At 43.1% G+C, this 19,185-nt stretch carries 17 protein-coding genes; 11 read left to right on the forward strand and 6 right to left on the reverse strand.

Going from position 1 to position 19,185, the window contains the following annotated elements; genetic code table 11:
* Positions 1 to 376: 376 nt before the first annotated feature.
* Positions 377 to 2,872, forward strand: a complete 2,496-nt coding sequence (locus tag K0I62_RS03775) for a putative bifunctional diguanylate cyclase/phosphodiesterase (RefSeq protein ID WP_258405078.1) — start codon at positions 377 to 379, stop codon at positions 2,870 to 2,872.
* A gap of 31 nt (positions 2,873 to 2,903) precedes the next feature.
* Here K0I62_RS03775 and K0I62_RS03780 read toward each other — a convergent pair whose 3' ends face one another.
* Entirely contained in the window at positions 2,904 to 3,518 is a 615-nt protein-coding gene (locus K0I62_RS03780) for a pseudouridine synthase (RefSeq protein ID WP_220070197.1), read from the reverse strand.
* Positions 3,519 to 3,755: 237 nt separating this feature from the next.
* On the opposite strand from K0I62_RS03780, the gene nagB reads away from it, so the two are divergent.
* Positions 3,756 to 4,556, forward strand: coding sequence for a glucosamine-6-phosphate deaminase (gene nagB / locus K0I62_RS03785; RefSeq protein ID WP_220070198.1), 801 nt, complete (start codon positions 3,756 to 3,758; stop codon positions 4,554 to 4,556).
* 59 nt (positions 4,557 to 4,615) lie between these two features.
* Here the strand turns inward: nagB and K0I62_RS03790 are convergent, their stop codons facing one another.
* Complete coding sequence (locus K0I62_RS03790) at positions 4,616 to 6,304, reverse strand: sensor domain-containing diguanylate cyclase (RefSeq protein ID WP_220070199.1); 1,689 nt, start codon at positions 6,302 to 6,304, stop codon at positions 4,616 to 4,618.
* Positions 6,305 to 6,484: 180 nt separating this feature from the next.
* On the opposite strand from K0I62_RS03790, the gene K0I62_RS03795 reads away from it, so the two are divergent.
* From K0I62_RS03795 to K0I62_RS03810, 4 genes are all read left to right on the forward strand, one after another.
* Positions 6,485 to 6,802 (forward strand): cupin domain-containing protein, encoded by a 318-nt coding sequence (locus tag K0I62_RS03795; protein WP_220070200.1) that lies wholly within the window; start codon positions 6,485 to 6,487, stop codon positions 6,800 to 6,802.
* Positions 6,803 to 6,926: 124 nt separating this feature from the next.
* Positions 6,927 to 8,852, forward strand: a complete 1,926-nt coding sequence (locus tag K0I62_RS03800) for a peptidase U32 family protein (RefSeq protein WP_220070201.1) — start codon at positions 6,927 to 6,929, stop codon at positions 8,850 to 8,852.
* A gap of 395 nt (positions 8,853 to 9,247) precedes the next feature.
* Positions 9,248 to 9,622, forward strand: coding sequence for a PH domain-containing protein (locus K0I62_RS03805; protein WP_028762437.1), 375 nt, complete (start codon positions 9,248 to 9,250; stop codon positions 9,620 to 9,622).
* A 469-nt stretch (positions 9,623 to 10,091) separates the two neighbouring features.
* Positions 10,092 to 11,072: a catalase family peroxidase gene (locus K0I62_RS03810; protein ID WP_220070202.1), complete on the forward strand. Its 981-nt coding sequence runs from the start codon at positions 10,092 to 10,094 to the stop codon at positions 11,070 to 11,072.
* A 24-nt stretch (positions 11,073 to 11,096) separates the two neighbouring features.
* Here the strand turns inward: K0I62_RS03810 and K0I62_RS03815 are convergent, their stop codons facing one another.
* Together K0I62_RS03815 and rpiA are read right to left on the reverse strand one after the other, a co-directional pair.
* Positions 11,097 to 11,381 carry a helix-hairpin-helix domain-containing protein gene (locus K0I62_RS03815; protein ID WP_220070203.1) on the reverse strand — a complete coding sequence of 95 codons (285 nt, stop codon included), beginning with the start codon at positions 11,379 to 11,381 and terminating at the stop codon, positions 11,097 to 11,099.
* 155 nt (positions 11,382 to 11,536) lie between these two features.
* Positions 11,537 to 12,193 (reverse strand): ribose-5-phosphate isomerase RpiA, encoded by a 657-nt coding sequence (rpiA, locus tag K0I62_RS03820; protein ID WP_220070204.1) that lies wholly within the window; start codon positions 12,191 to 12,193, stop codon positions 11,537 to 11,539.
* 315 nt (positions 12,194 to 12,508) lie between these two features.
* Between rpiA and K0I62_RS03825 the strand changes: the two genes are divergently transcribed.
* Complete coding sequence (locus K0I62_RS03825; RefSeq protein ID WP_220070205.1) at positions 12,509 to 13,429, forward strand: DUF808 domain-containing protein; 921 nt, start codon at positions 12,509 to 12,511, stop codon at positions 13,427 to 13,429.
* A gap of 129 nt (positions 13,430 to 13,558) precedes the next feature.
* The gene (locus tag K0I62_RS03830) at positions 13,559 to 14,182 is read left to right on the forward strand and encodes a peptidylprolyl isomerase (protein ID WP_220070206.1); all 624 of its coding nucleotides are present in this window, start codon (positions 13,559 to 13,561) and stop codon (positions 14,180 to 14,182) included.
* A gap of 93 nt (positions 14,183 to 14,275) precedes the next feature.
* Here the strand turns inward: K0I62_RS03830 and K0I62_RS03835 are convergent, their stop codons facing one another.
* On the reverse strand, positions 14,276 to 15,169 hold the full coding sequence (locus K0I62_RS03835; protein ID WP_220070207.1) for a LysR substrate-binding domain-containing protein: 894 nt from the start codon (positions 15,167 to 15,169) through the stop codon (positions 14,276 to 14,278).
* Between the two features lie 108 nt (positions 15,170 to 15,277).
* On the opposite strand from K0I62_RS03835, the gene K0I62_RS03840 reads away from it, so the two are divergent.
* Both K0I62_RS03840 and K0I62_RS03845 read left to right on the forward strand, forming a co-directional pair.
* On the forward strand, positions 15,278 to 15,718 hold the full coding sequence (locus K0I62_RS03840; protein WP_220070208.1) for a CidA/LrgA family protein: 441 nt from the start codon (positions 15,278 to 15,280) through the stop codon (positions 15,716 to 15,718).
* A 1-nt stretch (position 15,719) separates the two neighbouring features.
* The gene (locus K0I62_RS03845) at positions 15,720 to 16,421 is read left to right on the forward strand and encodes an LrgB family protein (protein WP_220070209.1); all 702 of its coding nucleotides are present in this window, start codon (positions 15,720 to 15,722) and stop codon (positions 16,419 to 16,421) included.
* Positions 16,422 to 16,442: 21 nt separating this feature from the next.
* Here the strand turns inward: K0I62_RS03845 and K0I62_RS03850 are convergent, their stop codons facing one another.
* Positions 16,443 to 16,865 (reverse strand): CBS domain-containing protein, encoded by a 423-nt coding sequence (locus tag K0I62_RS03850; protein ID WP_220070210.1) that lies wholly within the window; start codon positions 16,863 to 16,865, stop codon positions 16,443 to 16,445.
* 331 nt (positions 16,866 to 17,196) lie between these two features.
* Between K0I62_RS03850 and K0I62_RS03855 the strand changes: the two genes are divergently transcribed.
* Entirely contained in the window at positions 17,197 to 18,969 is a 1,773-nt protein-coding gene (locus tag K0I62_RS03855; protein WP_220070211.1) for an alkaline phosphatase D family protein, read from the forward strand.
* Positions 18,970 to 19,185: the final 216 nt, after the last annotated feature.

Below are 19,185 nucleotides of genomic sequence, written 5' to 3' on the forward strand. Positions count from 1 at the left end.
CTAGAACAAGTATGCGCTTCACTCGTTGTAAACAACAAGGTCTTGCATGTTGCCGACATCCTTAATACCTTGCCTCATCAGCGCTAACCTTTAGTGCTAAATCGTCGCTGAGCGATCACATCTTTGTACTAATGGGTATTAGCACGGTTTCTATGTCAGAAGGGCTACCTCTTAACTCCGACTCTATCCATTTCTGGTGTTTTATAGCGACTTTTAGTTAGTGGGGTGTATAGTGATTTAATCTATGATTTAATTGTATTTGTTTATTATCGTCCAGAAGTTTTCTGTTGATTGTGTTTATTCGCTTTAAATGACGATATGCTAAATAGCGGTAAAACATAGTTTTGTTTTGAATTTTTAAAGGTAACAGCAGATAGTGATAAATATTTCGCTTTCACAACAACACGTTAAGGTATGGCAGGAGTCTATAGATACTCTGTCTGAACATTTTGATGGCAGTATTTTTCTTTACGTTTTAGGCGAGTTAGATGAGTTAAGTTTGCTGCTAAAATGTCAAAACGCTTCGGCTGACGATATGTTACGCGCTGATGAGCTTGTTGCACAAGGCCTTAATTTATTAACACCTTTAATCCATTTAACCGAGCCTACAGAAGTTTATCGGTCTGAAGATGGCATCAGTCTTATTCCTGTTTTATGGCCGCAAAAAGCCGTTTATGGCGCATTATGCCTTGTATCTAATAAGGTCAGTGATTCAACCCAAGGTGGCAACTCCCCAAGTTTGAATAGATTGATTATGATGGGTGTTGATTCTATCGAATTATCATTGAATCGTGTTTTTAAGTCTTCGCGCCAACAAAAAATAGCATCTCGGCAATCTCCCTTATCTCCACCAATAGACCTGCAGCTGTTCATCGATAGCATCAAAGAACATATATGGATGAAAGATATTGCTGGGCGATACATCATTGCTAACCATAGTGTTGAGCTGGCTTGGGGTCGTCCTCGAGATCAAATTATTAACCATACCGATGACGAGATCTTTGACTCGAAGCTAGCAGAGGCTTTCGTACAGGGAGATTATGACGCTGTTGTTCGTGGGGTACAGATTACGGCTGCTGAATGCCAAGGTCTTGATATAGATGATAAAAAATCTTGGCTTGAAACCACCAAAGTACCAGTGGTCAGTGATGATGGTATCTTAGAAGGGGTTATAGGAATAACGCGAAACATTACTTCTCATAAAGCCGCCCAAGAGCAGTTAGAAATGGCCGCTAGCGTCTTTGAAAATTCGCTAGAGGGTGTATTGATCACCGATGCCGCTGGCAATATCGTCGAAGTTCATGGTGCGTTTACTGACATCACTGGATTTAGTCGTGATGAAGTGATTGGAAAGAACCCCCGAATATTTAGTTCAGGTCGACAGAGTAAAGCGTTTTTCGAGGCGCTTTGGCACGCGATTTTGACTCAAGGAAAGTGGCACGGTGAAGTATGGAATCGCCATAAAAGTGGTGCTATTTTCCCTGAGAGACTGACGATTAGTTCAATGTATGATGATGATAATAACGTACGTTATTTTGTCGCCGTATTTACTGATATTTCGGCGCAAAAACAGAGTGAGCAAGAGTTAGCGCGTTTGGTCTATCATGATCCTTTGACTCAATTACCTAACCGAATGACACTGTCCGCGCAGCTTGAGCAAGAGCTACGTCATGCTAAGCGAGAAGAAGCCGAACTTGCTCTCATTTTTATCGATGTTGATCTGTTTAAGCATATTAACGATAGTTTTGGTCATGTTGCTGGCGATACGGTTTTGGTTGAACTGGCACAACGTTTAGCCGCTAAATTGGATAGTCGAGGGACTTTGGCTCGTCTTGGTAGTGATGAGTTTGTGGCGCTGTTATCCCATATCGAGAGTAGCGATCAAGTTGCTTTGATGGTCAGTCAGTTGCGAGAAGTATTTGACGCGCCGTTTGTGTTTGACGGTGGCGCAATTCGTCTCACTGCGAGTATGGGGATCGCCCTTTATCCTGGCGATGGTGACAACTGTGATACCTTATTAAGTAATGCCGATGCTGCGATGCATAGGGCCAAGACTAATGGCCGAAATAACTATGCTTTTTATACTCAATCGTTAACGCTGGAATCGATCGAACACCTGAAATTACAAAGTGCGCTCCACGATGCAATTGCTAACAATGCTTTTCATCTGGTTTATCAACCCAAAGTTAATTTCACTACGCTTAAATGCAGTGGATTTGAGGCGCTACTTCGTTGGCAAGACCCTAGTTTAGGCAATGTCTCTCCGGCAATCTTTATCCCAGTGGCAGAAAAAATCGGTTTAATATACGAAATAGGCTTGTGGGTGCTAAAAAATGCTGCGACTCAAGGGATGCGCTGGTTAGACGAGGGAAAAACCTTTGAGCGTATTTCGGTTAATGTCGCAGGACCACAGTTACAACAAGCGAACTTTTATGATGACGTCAAAAGGGTATTAAATGACACCGGTTTGCCACCACATCACTTAGAATTAGAGGTGACGGAAAGCTGTATGATGTCGGATCCTAAGACGGTGATCACCTTGCTGAAGAAGCTAGGTGATCTGGGTCTTGAGTTATCTGTGGATGATTTTGGAACGGGTTATTCTTCACTCACTTACCTTAAACGGTTGCCAATACATAAGTTAAAGATTGATCAATCGTTTGTCAGAGATATTCCCTGTGATAGTCACAATACAGCTATCGCTAAGGCGGTTATTGCGTTGGGACATGCCTTGAATCTAACGGTTATCGCCGAAGGGGTTGAAACCGAGGAACAAGCCGAGTTTCTCATTAACGCAGGATGCGATGAAGCACAAGGTTACCTTTACAGTCGGCCGTTATTAGCAACAGATTTAGCGTCATTTTTATCTTAGGTTTCGCTAGTCTTAATAACGAGATATTCACTTAACATATTGCACTGGGGAGGTCATCTATCTGTCTTACTTCGCCTGAAGCCATATTATCGAGATGAATATTGCCTATACGCACTCTCACTAGGCGCAGGGTGGCAAAGCCAACTGCAGCGGTCATTTTACGTATTTGACGGTTTTTACCTTCGGTGAGCGTAATGGATATCCAACTTGTCGGGCCATGGCGTGGGTCTCGGATGGCTCGTCCTCTATCGGGTAGTTCGGGAATCTGTGTTAGTTTAAATACCTTGCAAGGTAAGGTATGGTACTTTTCCCCTTTAATGCCAATATTGACCCCTGTTGTTAACAGCGCTAATGCCTTAGCATCTATATCTCCATCTACCTGTACATAATATTCTTTTTCTATTGATTTGCTGCGAACTAGGTGGCTTGTCATCCCATCGGTCGTCAATAGTAATAATCCTTCAGAATCATGATCTAGGCGCCCAATAGCCATTATGCCTTTTGGGAAGGCAGCCAAATCAGCCAGAAGCGGTTTACGTTTACGTCGCTCGGGTACGAACTGACTTAAGTAATTATAAGGTTTGAAAATTTTAAAGTGAGACGCTTTGATACGATCACGGTTTAAGTCTTGTTGACTGTCTGACATGAGTTAGCGAGCTTCTTGGAGGTTAAAAGTGGATTATATCATGTTGAGTTTGGGTTTATATGCTAGCTATATTTGAACTAATATACTGCAATATTAATAATGACAACGCTGTCATTCGTGGTTATAGTAATGTTAATTTGATCACCCGCACTGGGGCATTGATGCGCTTATCATGTTTTGGGCATTAATAACTGGCGGCATCGATCTGTGTTACTAACGGCTGAATGAGTCAAAAATATGCAAATTGTTATTCTAAAAAATAGTGTAGAAGTCGCCGAATATGGAGCGAATATATTTATTGAGCAATTAAAGGCAAAGCCTGACTCTGTGCTTGGATTGGCGACGGGCTCGACGCCAGTGTCGCTTTATCAACAACTAATCAATGCCAATCGGGCTGGAGAGGTCTCTTTTGCCCAGGTAACAAGTTTTAATCTCGATGAATATCTTGGTCTCGATGGTTCTCATTCACAGAGTTATCGTTATTTCATGAATGAACAGCTATTCGAGCATATCGATATTAATAAGGCCCAAACCTTTGTTCCACCAGGCGATGCCCAAGATCCTATAGAGGCATGTGAGCGTTATGAGAATCAAATTGTTGACGCTGGTGGTATTGATATTCAGCTACTTGGGATTGGCCGTAATGGACATATTGGTTTCAATGAACCATCTTCAGGTTTAATGTCTCGTACACGAGTTAAGACATTAACTAAGGCGACAATCGATGATAATGCCCGCTTCTTTAGCGAAGGAGAGTATCAGCCACATTTATCCATAACAATGGGGATAGGCACCATCTTGGACGCAAAGAAAGTGGTACTCCTCGCCACTGGTGATAATAAGGCCGATGCGATTAAGGCGACGGTTGAGGGAGCGTTAAGCGCTTCTTGTCCAGCTTCAGCACTACAGCTACATCGTCATGCTGTATTAGTATTGGATGAAGCCGCCGCTTCAAAATTAGCGGATTGTGATTTTTATAAGCATATAGAAGTTGAAAATCAAAAGTTGAGGGCGAGATTATATAAAGCAAAGGGGTAATTGGTGTTCTGCACCACTTTGTGGTCATCGGTGCGGATTAACCAACGTAACGCTGACCTTTAGAAGCGAAGTTGGTTGCGCCCTTCATGCTTGGCTAAGTAAAGGAGTTCGTCTGCTTTATCAATAAGCTGACCTAAAGTACATTGATTACTTGTTCCATAAGCGACACCTGCACTTATGGTGATATTGAAGGTTTCATCTCCTTTAGCAAACGGATATTGCTGTATTTGTGCAGCAAACTCATTAACGATGATAATAGCATCGGCTAATTTTGTGTTATAAAAAACCAGTAAGAACTCTTCACCTCCCCACCTTACAGCCACATCTTTTTGTCTCAACTGCTGCATTAACATTGAGCCAACCTTGGCTAGCACTAAATCACCACAGGAATGACCGAATCTATCGTTTATCTGTTTAAAGTAGTCGATATCGATCATGGCAAGGCTCAAGCCCTGCTTAGGTTGACTTTGTTGCCACAATTGAGGCATTAACTCATAAAAGGCTCGACGATTATTAAGGCCTGTAAGCGGGTCTAGCTTAGCCATATATTGAGCGTGGAGTTTTTCATTTTCGATGTGACGAAATTGACGTGCTAATGCGAAAGCTAATAACGTCATATCCACTAACATGCCCGCTTCAGATGCTCGGTAGCTCAATGTGGTATAGGGAATCAGTCCCAAAACCGTTATACCTGTGGAAGCTGTGCCAAGCATTGATGTCATTGAAGCGAGTAAAAACAGTTTGCCGTTACTGTTTCCTCTTTTTATGGCAAACATCCCCAATATCAACATCAATATTGAAAACAGTAACATAAAGACAAATGCAATATATAAGGCAATGGCCTGTTCGCCCATCGCTAAGATAATAATGAGTGGTAATAAGAAGATGGCACACAGGCTTAGTACACTCCTATATAGCAATAGACTTAGCCTTTTGATAGATAAAAAATGAAGCGCAAAGAGTAAGCCAAAGAGGTTAAATATTCCCATTAATAGCGGGTTTGCCAGCTGTTGCCATTGAATACTGTTAGGCCATAGCCACTGATATCCATGGCCTGTGTAGGCCATGTTGAGAATCATAAAGCTAAGTAAAAACAATGAATAATAAAAGTAACTTACATTTCTTAGGCCGATAAATAGCATCAAGTTGTATGCCAATAGGCAGAATATTGCGCCATACAGAAAGCCGTAGCTATAACTATCAAAGCGTTGATGAGCTACGGATTCATTTTCATCTTGAAAATATATGGGTACTAACATGGGATCGATAGACTCTACGCGAATAAGTAGATGGGTGATGCCAGGGGGAAACCCATAGTCAATATTAAAGAATCGTTGATTGTTACCCCGTTGAGAAAAGGGGAGATGATCGCCCCGCACTAACTTGTGGTACTTGTCATTTGGGGAGTAAAAATAGAACTCAATTTTATCAAGCCAAGCATTACTTACGGTAAGTTGTCTCTCTATTGTGAACTGTTCGGGATTACGAATGCTTATAGCAAGCCAATGAGGTGTTGCATTTATGCCAAAATTGGCGACATTGTTTTCAATTTGGTTAAATTCGCCATTCAGGTAACTGTTTAATATTTGCTCTGAAGAAAGGTGTTCTTGGGCTTCTTTCGTGGAAAACTGCTCGCTAATCGAGTCGGTATAGTGGTCATTTATATTTAAGCCATAGGCGTTGCTAGTTACCAAACAAGCTAGCGTACTTACTAATAATAGGTAGAATGAAATCCATTTAAAGGTCATTGTTTTCTTTAATAAAAGTGATAATGTGCGCCCCTAATTTTATTAAGGTTCGTTATAAATAATATGTTAGCGCAAAGACTACCTTTAACACAAACATAGAATTTCACCTAGAATGGGTTGGCATTTTATAGTTGTTTTTAGCGCAGTTTATTGTTTCTGTAGCGAAGGCGGATCATTGATTTGGAAAAACATAATATATTTAGCACGTTACCAGACGATTTAACTTGTGAGGTGTTTGAGCCGATTGTGGATCAGGATGGCGTTGTTATTGAGCGTATTATTTCTATGGCTCATGTAACGCCCAAAGGGCAATGGTACTGCCAAGATCGCAGTGAGTGGGTCATGGTGTTACAAGGTGAAGCTAAGCTAGTATTTGATGATTCACAAGTGGTTCATCTCAAAAAGGGGGATTATATAACCATTCCGTCCCGCTGTAAGCACAGAGTCAGTTGGACCTGTGAAAGCGAACCCACTCTCTGGCTTGCTGTGCATTATTAAGCTTTATCACTTCAACATGACTAAAATCTAGTTATGATAACCGTGATCTGTGAGCTAGATCTGTTATAATCGCGCGCTAATTTTTATCCAACTTTTATCCAACAGTGAGCTGATTGAGTACCCCATGGACAAGCCTGAGATTTTTACCCCCGATTCTGTATCGCCAGCACCACTAAAGGTACAGTCTAATCGCCTCGAGCTATTAGCACCTGCTAAGAATGCCGATTACGGTATCGAAGCGATTAAACATGGCGCTGATGCAGTCTATATTGGCGGGCCAGCCTTTGGCGCTCGTGCGACAGCCGGGAACAGCGTTGAAGATATTGCGCGCTTATGTGAATTTGCTCATCGGTATCATGCGCAGGTCTTTGTTGCGATCAACACCATCTTGATGGATGACGAGTTAGCCGCAGCAGAGAAATTGATCTGGGAAGTCTACGAGGCCGGCGCGGATGCGCTTATTGTGCAAGATATGGCGATCTTGCAACTTGATATTCCCCCTATTGCGTTACATGCAAGTACTCAGATGGACAATCGAAGTCCAGAGAAGGTCGCCTTTCTTGAGCAGGTGGGCTTTTCGCAAGTGGTATTGGCAAGGGAGCTTGGCTTAAGTCAGATCCGTGACGTTGCCGCCAACACCAACATGCAAATTGAGTTTTTCATTCATGGGGCGCTCTGTGTTGCGTTTAGTGGCTTATGTAACCTCAGTCACTCTTTTAGTAACCGCAGTGCCAACCGCGGTGAATGTTCGCAATTGTGCCGTTTACCTGGAGATTTAAAAACTCGCCAAGGTGAAGTGTTAGCACAAAATGAGCATCTACTATCGTTAAAAGATAACAATCAAACCGACAACCTTGAGCTGCTTATCGACGCAGGTGTCCGCTCATTTAAGATTGAAGGCCGGCTTAAAGATTTAAGTTACGTTAAAAATGTCACCGCCCATTATCGCCAAGAGCTAGATAAAATAATGGCGAGACGCCCAGAGTTTACCGCCTCGTCACATGGTCGTTGTGAGCATAGCTTTACCCCAGATCCAGAGAAAACCTTTAACCGCGGTAAGACTGATTATTTTGTCCATGAGCGCAGCCAAGGGATGAATGATTTTCGCTCGCCAAAGTACATCGGCGAAGAAGTTGCCAAGGTAAAACGCATTGGCAGTGACTTTATCGAAGTGAGTTCAGAAGAAAGCTTCAATAATGGCGATGGCTTATGTTTCTTTACCAGTAACTTTACCGAGGCTAAACAGTCAGATGACAAGTTAAAAGGGATGCGGGTTAACCGCGCCGAAGGCCTTAAGCTGCATCTTACTCGCGTCCCGAAAGAGTTACAGGTGGGGATGACCATCTATCGTAATCACAATCAGGCATTTGAAGCGGTATTAGCTAAAGAGTCATCTAAACGGGTGATTGAGGTCGATCTGCAATTAACCGATACAGACGACGGCGTATGTTTAACCATGACCGACTGCTATGGTCATAGTGCCAGTCAGTCTTTAGTGGTCGAAAAGACAGTGGCAACCGACGTCGAGAAAACACTGCAGGGGCTGCGTAAGCAACTAGCTAAGTTAGGCAGTACTGATTTTAAGGCGCGTAAGATCGCCATCGAAACCGAGCAAACTTGGTTTATCCCCACTTCAATGTTAAATGGCTTGCGTCGTGACACGGTTGCGGCATTAGAACTGGCGCGAGTCGATGGCTATCAACGTCCAAAAGCATGGAAATATAATCAAGAAGCGACTTATCCAGTTAAACACCTAAGTTATTTGGGTAATGTGGCCAATGAAAAGGCCAAAGACTTTTATACTCGTCATGGTGTTATCGACATTCAAGATACCTATGAGAAAAATGGGGTAACCGAAGATGTGCCATTAATGGTCACTAAACACTGTTTACGCTTTAATTTTAATCTGTGTCCAAAAGAGGTTCCGGGGATCAAAGCTGACCCTATGGTATTGGAGATAGGTAAAGACGTATTAAAGCTGGTCTTTGATTGCCCTAAGTGTGAGATGCTGGTGGTCGCAGAAAATCGCCAGGTTAAATCGAGCGACTAATTGCCACATCTGTTTTCTCCCCTAAAAAGTCGCCAATTGGCGATTTTTTATTTTCAGCCCTAAACCACCTACAGAAGTAGGTGGTTAGCATCAATTAAGCTTTGCGAGAAGTGCTGTGCAAGCGTCTACATCAGGGATGATTTAGCTGTGCCTATAGGAATATATTTATGGCGTCTTGCTAAAGCAAAATAGGCAAGCTCTCCTGAAGGCGGATGCGTTATATGAGCTGTTTATTGACCTTGCTGGTAGAGCGGAATGCGATATCCATTAGAGGCTAAGCAGTGTGTCGGGAGCAAATACTCTCCATAGGCTATTGGATAATCAGTTTTTTATGGGTAAGTTAGGTACTTATATATTTTTTGCCGCAATCGCGGCCTAGATTAAGGACAATGGCTATGGGATTACTCGACGCGCTAATGGGCAATGCTTCAGAGGTAAATTTAGATGAGCTAGCTGAGGAGTTGGGCCCAATAATGGGCGACAATGAACAGCTAGCGCTGGCCTATCGGGTGGTAAGAGATATGTTTGTGTTCACTAACAAGCGTCTTATCCTCATCGATAAGCAGGGGATGACCGGTAAGAAAGTCAGTTATCACTCAGTACCCTATAAAGCGATCACTCATTTTGAGGTGGAAACTGCCGGAACTTTTGATATGGATTCAGAGTTAAAGCTGTGGATCTCGGGTCAGAAAGATCCTTTAGTGAAGGAGTTAAAGAAAGGTACCGATGTGGTCGGTATTCAAAAGACCATCGCCAATTTCTCACTCTAGCTTTTAAGTTTGTCTTAATGAGCCCAAGCTTATGCTTGGGCTTTTTGTTTTCAGCCCTAAACCACCTACTTCAGTAGGTGGTTATCATCATTTAGGCTTAGCCTGTAATTTGCATTGATGGATAGATGCAGTTACCCATCGTACGGGGCAGTGTAATTATTTTCCCAATGCTATAAGCAGGCTAAATAGAGCCAAAAATAGGTTGGGTAAATAAGTAGACGCTTTTGGCCCCCTTTGAGGGGGCTAATACAAAGCCACCTTCTTCAGAAGGTGGATTTTTACTGCCAGTTCCAGCTCTCGTCTTTTATCAGGGTATGATAATTTTGCTATCGATGTTTTCACTCCCAGTTATCTGTTTTAGGAAGAGTGAAAGATTAACTGTTTGGCTACGGTCTTACATTGCTCAATCCTAATTTAATCTGATTTCAAATTAAATTAGTGTGTAAAATCATCTATATTGGAGTCGCTTGTGATATCTAAACTAAAAAAGTTATCTATACTTCTGTTGCCAGCGATCATGCAGAGCCAGATGGTAAGTGCTGAAGTGCAGGGCAATGACTTTATTCAGGTGTTTGAGCAGCTGTCGGGTAAGCATCTAGGCGTGAGAAAAGGTCATGCGAAAGGCGTATGTGCGCTTGGTGATTTTATACCGTCACAAGAAGCGATGCCGTATTCAAGTAGTCGTTTGTTCAGTGGCCAAAAGATCAAAGCCAATATTCGATTCTCCATGGCTGGAGGTAATCCATTTGCCGATGAAACGGCTCGTAGCCCTAGAGGTGTGGGCATTCAGTTTAGTCTGCCAGATGGCAGTATTCATAATATTGCAGGCCTGACGACTCCCGTTTTTCCGGGGAAGGACCCACAGACTTTTTTGGGACTGCTTAAAACACTGGTGCCTAATGAGCAAGGCAAAGTCGATTTTGCTAAAGTCAGTCAATATCGCCAAGATCATCCAAGTACACAGGCCCAATTTAATTGGTTACGAACTCATAATCCACCAAGTTCATACTCTCGTGCTCAGTACTTTGGTATCCATGCCTTCTATTTTGTCGATGAAGCCGGTCATAAAACCAAGTTTAAATGGCGCTTGGTGCCTGTTGCGGGTGAGCTTCCCTTAACCAGTAAGCAGATGGAACAACTACCACCGACCTTTTTAGCTGATAACCTAAAGCAAGAGTTGATCACCGATAGTGTACAGTTTGAGCTGCAAGCTATTATTGGGCATGACGATGATGTTACTGACGATCCTTCACTGTTTTGGCCGAAAGATCGCTTGATCATTAGTTTAGGTCTGCTAACTATCAATCAAAGTGGTGATAGCAGCTGTGATGAGATTAACTATGATCCTAACGTGCTTTCTAAGGGCGTTGAGCCGAGCGATGACCCAGTATTAAAGCTACGCTCTACCGCTTATGCTATCTCATTTGGCAAGCGACTGAGCGGCAACTAAATAACAGAGTGTATTGGTGTGGGATTACGTTCTGCCCGCGAGATAAGCTTTACGCTCGGCGGTGTAGTCCCACCAGTTTTTGGCGTCGTGTCCTTCCATATAACGGACGGCGGCAATAAATACGTCGATAACACAGGGGTCATGACGTTTGCCGGTGATGACCTCTAATCGCTGGTGCATCTGGTAGGGGTCTTGGCCAATCAGTGCATCAGGATTATGCAACCCGAGCAGATGCAGATCCTCTGCTGTTGCCTTGCCGACATTAGGGATCGATGTTAGATCGCTAACCTGTTTGTATCTGGATTTCATCTTATCGACTTTTATTCTGGACAGGGGGAACCAGTGTACTGGCTATCACCTAAGCTGTCTCGTTTCTCCGTGAGCAACCGCTGAGGAATAGGGCATGGCTATAAAGAATAAGCCACTCGATGAGTGGCTTATTTGATATGGTTAACCAATAAGATTTACTTAACGGTTTTTACACCCTCAGGGGTGCCAACGAGGAGTACATCTGCGCCGCGTTGAGCAAACAGACCATTTGTTACTACACCGACGATCTGGTTGATCTTCTCTTCCATCTCTTTCGGGTTAATGATCTTCATGTTGTAAACATCAAGGATCACATTGCCGTTATCCGTGATAACGCCTTCACGGTAGACCGGGTCACCGCCGAGTTTTACAAGTTCGCGAGCCACGTATGAGCGAGCCATTGGGATAACTTCAACAGGCAGTGGAAACTCGCCTAATACGTCGACTTCTTTAGTATTGTCGACGATACAAACAAACTTTTTCGCTACGGCTGAAACAATTTTCTCGCGGGTCAGTGCCGCACCACCACCTTTAATCATATCCATGTGGCTGTTAATCTCATCGGCTCCGTCAACATAGACAGATATCTCATCGACACTATTAAGATCAAAAACGGGAATACCTAAGGCTTTTAATTTATCAGTAGATGCTTCAGAGCTAGAAACCGCACCCTCGATTTCAGCCTTCATCGTGGCTAGTGCATCGATAAAGTAATTAACTGTCGAGCCAGTACCCACGCCAACAATAGTATCTTTTTCAACATATTGGAGTGCAGCCCAGCCTGCAGCTTTTTTCATTTCATCTTGAGTCATGAGTAGTTCCTATGAAGATAAGCGAATCATTTTGACGCTATTATACCTTTAGTTGCCGTTGGGGATATGTCAAATGACTCAGTTTGTTTCATTTGGCTGTATTTTGCTTTATTTAGAAAGCCGAGTGTCATCGCAGATGGCTTGAACGAACGTAGCTGAGTCTACATCGTTTTCGTCCCGTTTATCAGCCGTCATATAATGAGCAGCTTGTTGATATCGCTAGGACTGGTAAAAATTGATTGAGCGGAGTACTTTAGCGACTACATAGATGAGTCGTTATCGATAGTCGGTAATATAAGGAAATTAGGAGAGAACATGGCTGGTGCAAGTTTATTAACCTTGCTTGATGATATTGCGGCAATTTTGGATGATGTGGCTTTAATGAGTAAGGTTGCCGCGCGCAAAACAGCTGGGGTTCTTGGCGATGATTTAGCTTTAAATGCACAACAAGTCTCAGGTGTGAATGCTGATAGGGAGCTACCCGTTGTCTGGGCTGTGGCTAAAGGCTCCCTGCGCAATAAGTGTATCTTGGTACCTGCAGCCTTGTTAATCAGCGCTTTTATTCCTTGGGCAGTGACACCATTATTAATGCTTGGTGGCTTATTTCTCTGTTATGAGGGTTTTGAAAAGCTATATCATTCAATGGTACATAAACAGCAAGACGAGATGAGTCACAGTGAGTTAGCTAAGGCTGTGACCGATCTTAAGGCTTTTGAAAAAGAGAAAGTTGCTGGTGCGATTCGTACCGACTTTGTGCTTTCGGCTGAAATCATTGCTATCACCTTAGGTGTGGTTGCTGATAGTAGCTTTTTAACTCAGCTTGTCACTTTAAGTGTGATCGCGGTATTGATGACCATAGGTGTTTATGGATTAGTTGCAGGCATAGTCAAGCTTGACGATGCAGGGCTCTATTTAAGTCAACGACAAGGCCAAGGTGTACTCACGCGATTTTGGCGCTGGATAGGTGGTGGACTGGTTAATGCTGCACCTTATTTAATGCGTGGTTTAACCGTTGTCGGTACTATTGCTATGTTTATGGTGGGCGGCGGGATACTGACCCACGGTATTCATATTATTAGCGAGCAATTTAATCTTTGGGCATCGCTGGTGGCGCAATGGCATGTGGTAGGTTCTGCATTATCTATGCTGGTACCGAGCTTACTCAATTCGCTGTTTGGGGTGATTGCTGGTGCGATTGTCTTGTCGTTTATGTCTGCGATTAGCAAGCTACGGTAAACATCATTATTGTGTATGCAGAGTAAGAGTGTTTACCGTAACAACTTGTATCTCATATTGTTTTTACGATTACCAACCCTTAACATTCCCGTGATGGTTTTTACATGTTAATGAGGTTGGTAAGTACAAATGAGAAAATTATCGGTTGTAGCCTTTATGGCTTTTGCATTAACGGCGTGCGGTTCTGATTCTAGAGATGGCAATACTACCCCTGCGCCGACTCCAATTCCAACACCTCAGTTATCTAGCGATCAATGCTATTTGATGAGTACCAGTTTGGGCGATATTACCTTAGCTATTGATACTGTTAATACTCCTGTTACAGGCAAAAATTTTGCCCGTTATGTAGAGGCCAACTTTTATGATGGCACCCTTTTTCATCGCGTGATCCATAACTTTATGATCCAAGGTGGTGGTTTTACTTCGGGGTTAATTGGCAAACCAGGTTTTGAGCCGATAGTGAATGAGGCCAGTGTTGGCTTTACTAATGAGCGGGGCACTATAGCAATGGCTCGTACGAGTGCACCTAATTCGGCAACCTCGCAGTTTTTTATTAACACGCTTGATAATCCCCATTTAGACCAAAGTGCAAATAGCTATGGATATGCTGTTTTTGGTAAGGTCATTGAAGGAATGGAGGTGGTAGATCAGATAAGTATCGTTGCCACTACGAATCAAAATGGTCACAGTGATGTCCCTGTGAACGAGGTCGTTATCGAATCAGTGGCTAGCATTCAATGCGCTAGCCTTTAATAGTGACCAATCAGTACTGGGAAGGGGCCATATCTTTATACTGATCTTCATCTCGGTTGGTATTAGACGCCGTTAACCCATGCGGCGTCTATTTTAAGACTTTTCTTTTAAATGCTCCTGCAACAGATTGATCATCGCATTTGCGGCAAATGAAAGTGGCTTATCTTTCTCCCAAAATAGGCTCATGCGCCAGTTGAGATCTGTCTCTGTCAATTGGCGGCTGACCACGCCTGCGAGTTGATAACGCTCAGCAATGAACTTAGGTAATAGCATCACCCCTATTCCGGCTGCAACCAATGCGATACCAAATTCAGGCTGATTAACAAGCGTTGGGTTCTCTATGGTTACCTGTGCATTGTCACAGGCATTGATAACCATTTCGTATAATGAGAACTCAGGCTCAAACATAATTTGAGCACAGTGATGTAACGCACTAATAGGAATAACTGCCTTTTCCGCAAGTGGATGCACGCTAGGTAAAACCACTACCATAGGTTCGGTATGGATGGCTATTCCTTCAAATTCTTGATTGAGTTCAATGATGCCTGTTGCGAGTTCGATCTCACCTTGTTTAAGAGCGGATGTTTGCTCCACACCACCACGAACTAAGAGTTGGGTGTGAATTTGAGGGTAGCGTTGACGATATTTGGCGATGATTGGTGCAAACAGTTCTGCGCTGCCAAGTGGTGCCAGTCCTAGTTTTAATTCACCTTTATTTAACCCTTTAAGCGCATCGAGTGCGGTAAATAGTTCACGTTTGGTATCTAATAGCTTTTGCGCGTATTGATAAACCAATTGGCCGTGAGTGGTTAGTGTGACCGCTGTTCCCCGTTTACCACGTAGCAGCAGGGGAAGTTCTAATTCAGCTTCTAATTGGTTTATTGATTTAGATAGCGCAGGTTGACTGATATGGATTTTAGCTGCTGCTCGGTTAAACCCTTTGCTGTTAACGATCTCCACAAAATAATGCAGTGTCTTCAGATCCATATTTTAATTTCTTTTGGTTATTCAGTTGATAAATAATATTCATTTTTTTTATTAATAGTGCAAGCGTAAAATCATCACATTACAATCATTTCGGTTTAAGACTCGGTCATGAATGACTCTATTTTATCATTAAAACGTCTTTTTCAGGTGTTACTGCAAGTAAGCTTACTTTGCTTGATTGCGTTATCGGCGCAGTGGCTGGTTGAGCTGTTTTCTCTACCCATCCCGAGTAGTGTTGTGGGCTTAGGAGGGTTATTGTGCTTATTAGCGCTCAATTGGTTGCCCGAACGATTTGTCGCTGTTGGCGCTGCTTGGTTACTTGGGGAGTTGCTACTATTTTTTATTCCACCAGTGATTGCTTCTCTTCATTATGCTCCGCTGTTTGAACAATATGGTGTCAGCCTAATGCTGACCTTAGTGCTTGGTAGCACTAGTGTTTTACTCATAACAGGGTTTGTTATCGATAGAGTGTTTCGCTTTGAACGACGTCATAATCGTGCCAAAAGAGTCTTTGCTCCGATTGAACATTCTAAGGTAGCTGGTCACTAATATGTTGCAGTATCTCTCCTCTCAAAGCGTTGCCGTGTTGTGCTTACTTGCCACGCTAGTATGCTACTTTGTTAGTAAGCGTTTATACCGCACTTTTCGTCAGTGGTGGTTATCACCCATGATTATAACCCCCACAAGCTTACTCACTTTGGTAGTGCTATTTGCGATCCCTCTGCCAACTTATTTTGCTTATAGTCATTACTTAAGTGCCTTGTTGGCTCCGGCGACCATTGCCTTTGCACTGCCAATTTATAGAGAGAGACGTTTGATTGCACGTTATCCATTGACCATCAGTTTAGGCGTGATAACGGGTTTGCTTGTTGGCTTGCTTTCATCTTGGTTGTTAGTGAAATTGATCTATTTACCACCAGAATTATCTCACAGCATGTTGGTTCGCTCGGTGTCTACGCCATTTGCTTTAGAGGCTACATCAGCATTTGGTGGCGTTCCCGATTTGACGGCAATGTTAGTGTTAATTACTGGCGTCTTGGGGATGCTACTGTGTGGGCCGGTTTTTAAATTGGCTAGCGTCAGAAGCCCTCTGGCGAAGGGCGCAGCCTTAGGAGCTTCGGCTCATGGTGTTGGCGCAGCAAAAGCAGCTGAACTTGGACAAGAGGAGGGCGTTGTCGCAAGCCTCACCATGATCTTGACAGGAATAACTATGGTAATTGTCGCACCATTTTTTGCCTATATTCTAATATAGACATTATCGGCGTCTATTACGCTATTGGGATTTAAGTAATGTGGCGCATAACTTTACGAAATCAGATGAAGTGACAATTCCTTTTATTTTGTGGTGTTCATCAACGACTGGCAGACAACCGAGTTTGTTATTAATAAAGTAATCAACAACCACAACTAGGGGCTCATCTAAAGCCAACTTTTGAAATTCAGACTCCATAATCTCTTTGACTAAGGTTTTACGCTCTTTTCTATCTAACGCCCCACTACCGTAATGTGTCAGCATATGAACTACGGTAGAGATCATTTTCTTGTGGGTTAGTATGCCAACTAAATCACCACTTTCCTCGCTGATAACGGGGAGATGCCTTACGCTGCGGCTTTGCATTAGCAGGTGTGCGTCTTTTGCCGTTGCCTGATCGCTAATACAGATAGGCTCTGCAGTCATAATGTCACTCACTTTCATGGTTTACTCCCTCAAGATATCGATAAGTAAAGCATAACAGTTTTGTTGGATATCGTCCTGTTCACTAAAAGGGTTTTCGAGGTATTTCCATCTTGAGTGTGAGCGGAATTATCACCTGTTTCAATACCATTAAGGGGCCTGACAATATCCTCTTGAAAGTTGCCTATCATTAATAAATCTGCAACATCAGTCACTGATAATTAAAAGCCATTAGACCTCTTACTAGCAATAAAAATAATAATGCGTGTTTCTCTTCGATGTGGTAGTTACCAAGCTCACTAGATGTAAGATGAGATCTGAAGGGATAACCGGCATAATTAAAGGAATAACAATGAAAACAAATTATTCGCGCAGGGACTTTTTGGCAATGTCGGCTAAAGGTGTTGGAGCCGCTGTCGTTTCATACGGACTCATGGGGTGTTCGAACAGCGCTAAAGATGATGAAACGTCGAGTGCTGAGGTACAGTTTCAGCATGGTGTAGCCAGTGGCGACCCTATGCATAATGCCATAATTTTGTGGACGCGAGTTACACCAGATATCGACGCTGATATTAGCGTTAGCTGGGAGATCGCAACCGATGCTGAATTTACTGATTTAGTGGGTAACGGTGAGACGGTGACGAATAAAGATCGTGATTACACCGTTAAAGTTGATGCTATTGGTTTAGATTCGGGAACTCATTATTACTACCGATTTAAAGCTGGTGATAAGGTGTCTAACATCGGATTGACTAAGACGTTACCAGAGGGTGCCGTCGATAGTGTTAAGTTAGCCGTGATGTCTTGCGCTAACTTTCCAGCGGGTCATTTCAACGTATATCAATTAGCCAGCCAAATCGATTCTCTTGATGCAGTGGTGCATCTTGGTGATTACATCTATGAGTATGGACGTGGTGGCTATGCCAGTGAGAATGCAGCAGCGCTTGGCCGAGAGGTGTTGCCAGCGGGAGAATTATTGACTCTTGAAGATTACCGTACGCGCTATGGGCAATATCGCAGTGATGCATCACTTTCAGGCCTGCATTCGAAGGTCCCTTTCATTACTGTATGGGACGATCATGAAGTGGCTAATGATACTTGGTCTGATGGCGCCGAAAATCATAACGAGGGTGAAGGTGATTTCGACGCGCGTAAAGCCGCAGCACTTCAGGCCTATTTTGAGTGGTTACCTATTCGTCCTTGGACAGAGGGGAATCATGAAGAGATCTATCGTTCCTTTAGTTTTGGTGATTTAGTTGACTTACATATGCTTGATACTCGTCTTTTGGCGCGTGACAAGCAGTTAGATTATGCTGACTACATTGATGACGCTACTAATAGCATGGATAGCGCTCGCTTCATGGCTGATGTGACTAGCAGTGAGAGAACCATGCTAGGAGCTGATCAACTGCAGTGGCTTCAAGCTAATTTACTTACTTCAACCGCTAAATGGCAGGTGTTAGGGCAACAAGTCTTAATGGGCACCATGATGTTGCCTGCAGCGATAGCGACACAAAAGCTGACGGTATATCAATACGCTGAATTAGGTGCGTTGGCACAACTTGCCGCCCGCGCTGCTGCGAACGATCCGACATTAACAACACAGGAATACAGTTATTTAATTGGTAATCAGCATAAGTTAACACCTGAGGTGATGGGGCTGTTACAGCTGCCATCTATCCCTTATAACTTAGATGCTTGGGATGGTTACGCTTATGAGCGAGAAGTTATTTTAGCGACGGCTAAGGCTGCAGCAGCTAATCTGGTTGTTATCGCCGGTGATACTCACAATGCTTGGGCTAATGAAATATCTGATAGTCATGGAGATGTTGTTGCTGTTGAATTTGCGACGAGCTCGGTGTCTTCTCCTGGGCTCGAGTATTATTTGGGTATAGAGGCGGAGCAGCAAACGGTGACAGAAGCCGGTATTGTGGATCTTGTTGATGGCCTAAAGTATACCAACTTGCGTGATCGTGGATTTATGTTGCTCAGCTTCAATCAAACTCAAGTCCGAAGTGATTGGCATTATGTTGATACCTTGATGTCTACCGAGTTTAATGAAGCGACTGATAAGCATTTTGCTGCGGTTACTGTGTTGGGAGAACCTGCAATAACCCCAGTTTAATCCTTCTTTTTATAATAAAAATTAAAGCTGCCGTCAGGCGGCTTTAATTTTTGACTAAAAGACCATTCTGTATCGACATTTTGCTATTTTGTTCTGCAGTTTGAGTGATTTTAGTATAAAATCCAGCTCCAAAATCTCGTTGCTAATTTTTAACCGTTTTGAGCATCAATCCGGTTTAATTGTGCTACGTTGAATTTGGGCGAAAGCTAATCTTTC

Source organism: Shewanella psychrotolerans, from assembly GCF_019457595.1.
In the GTDB taxonomy this organism is placed as follows: domain Bacteria; phylum Pseudomonadota; class Gammaproteobacteria; order Enterobacterales; family Shewanellaceae; genus Shewanella; species Shewanella psychrotolerans.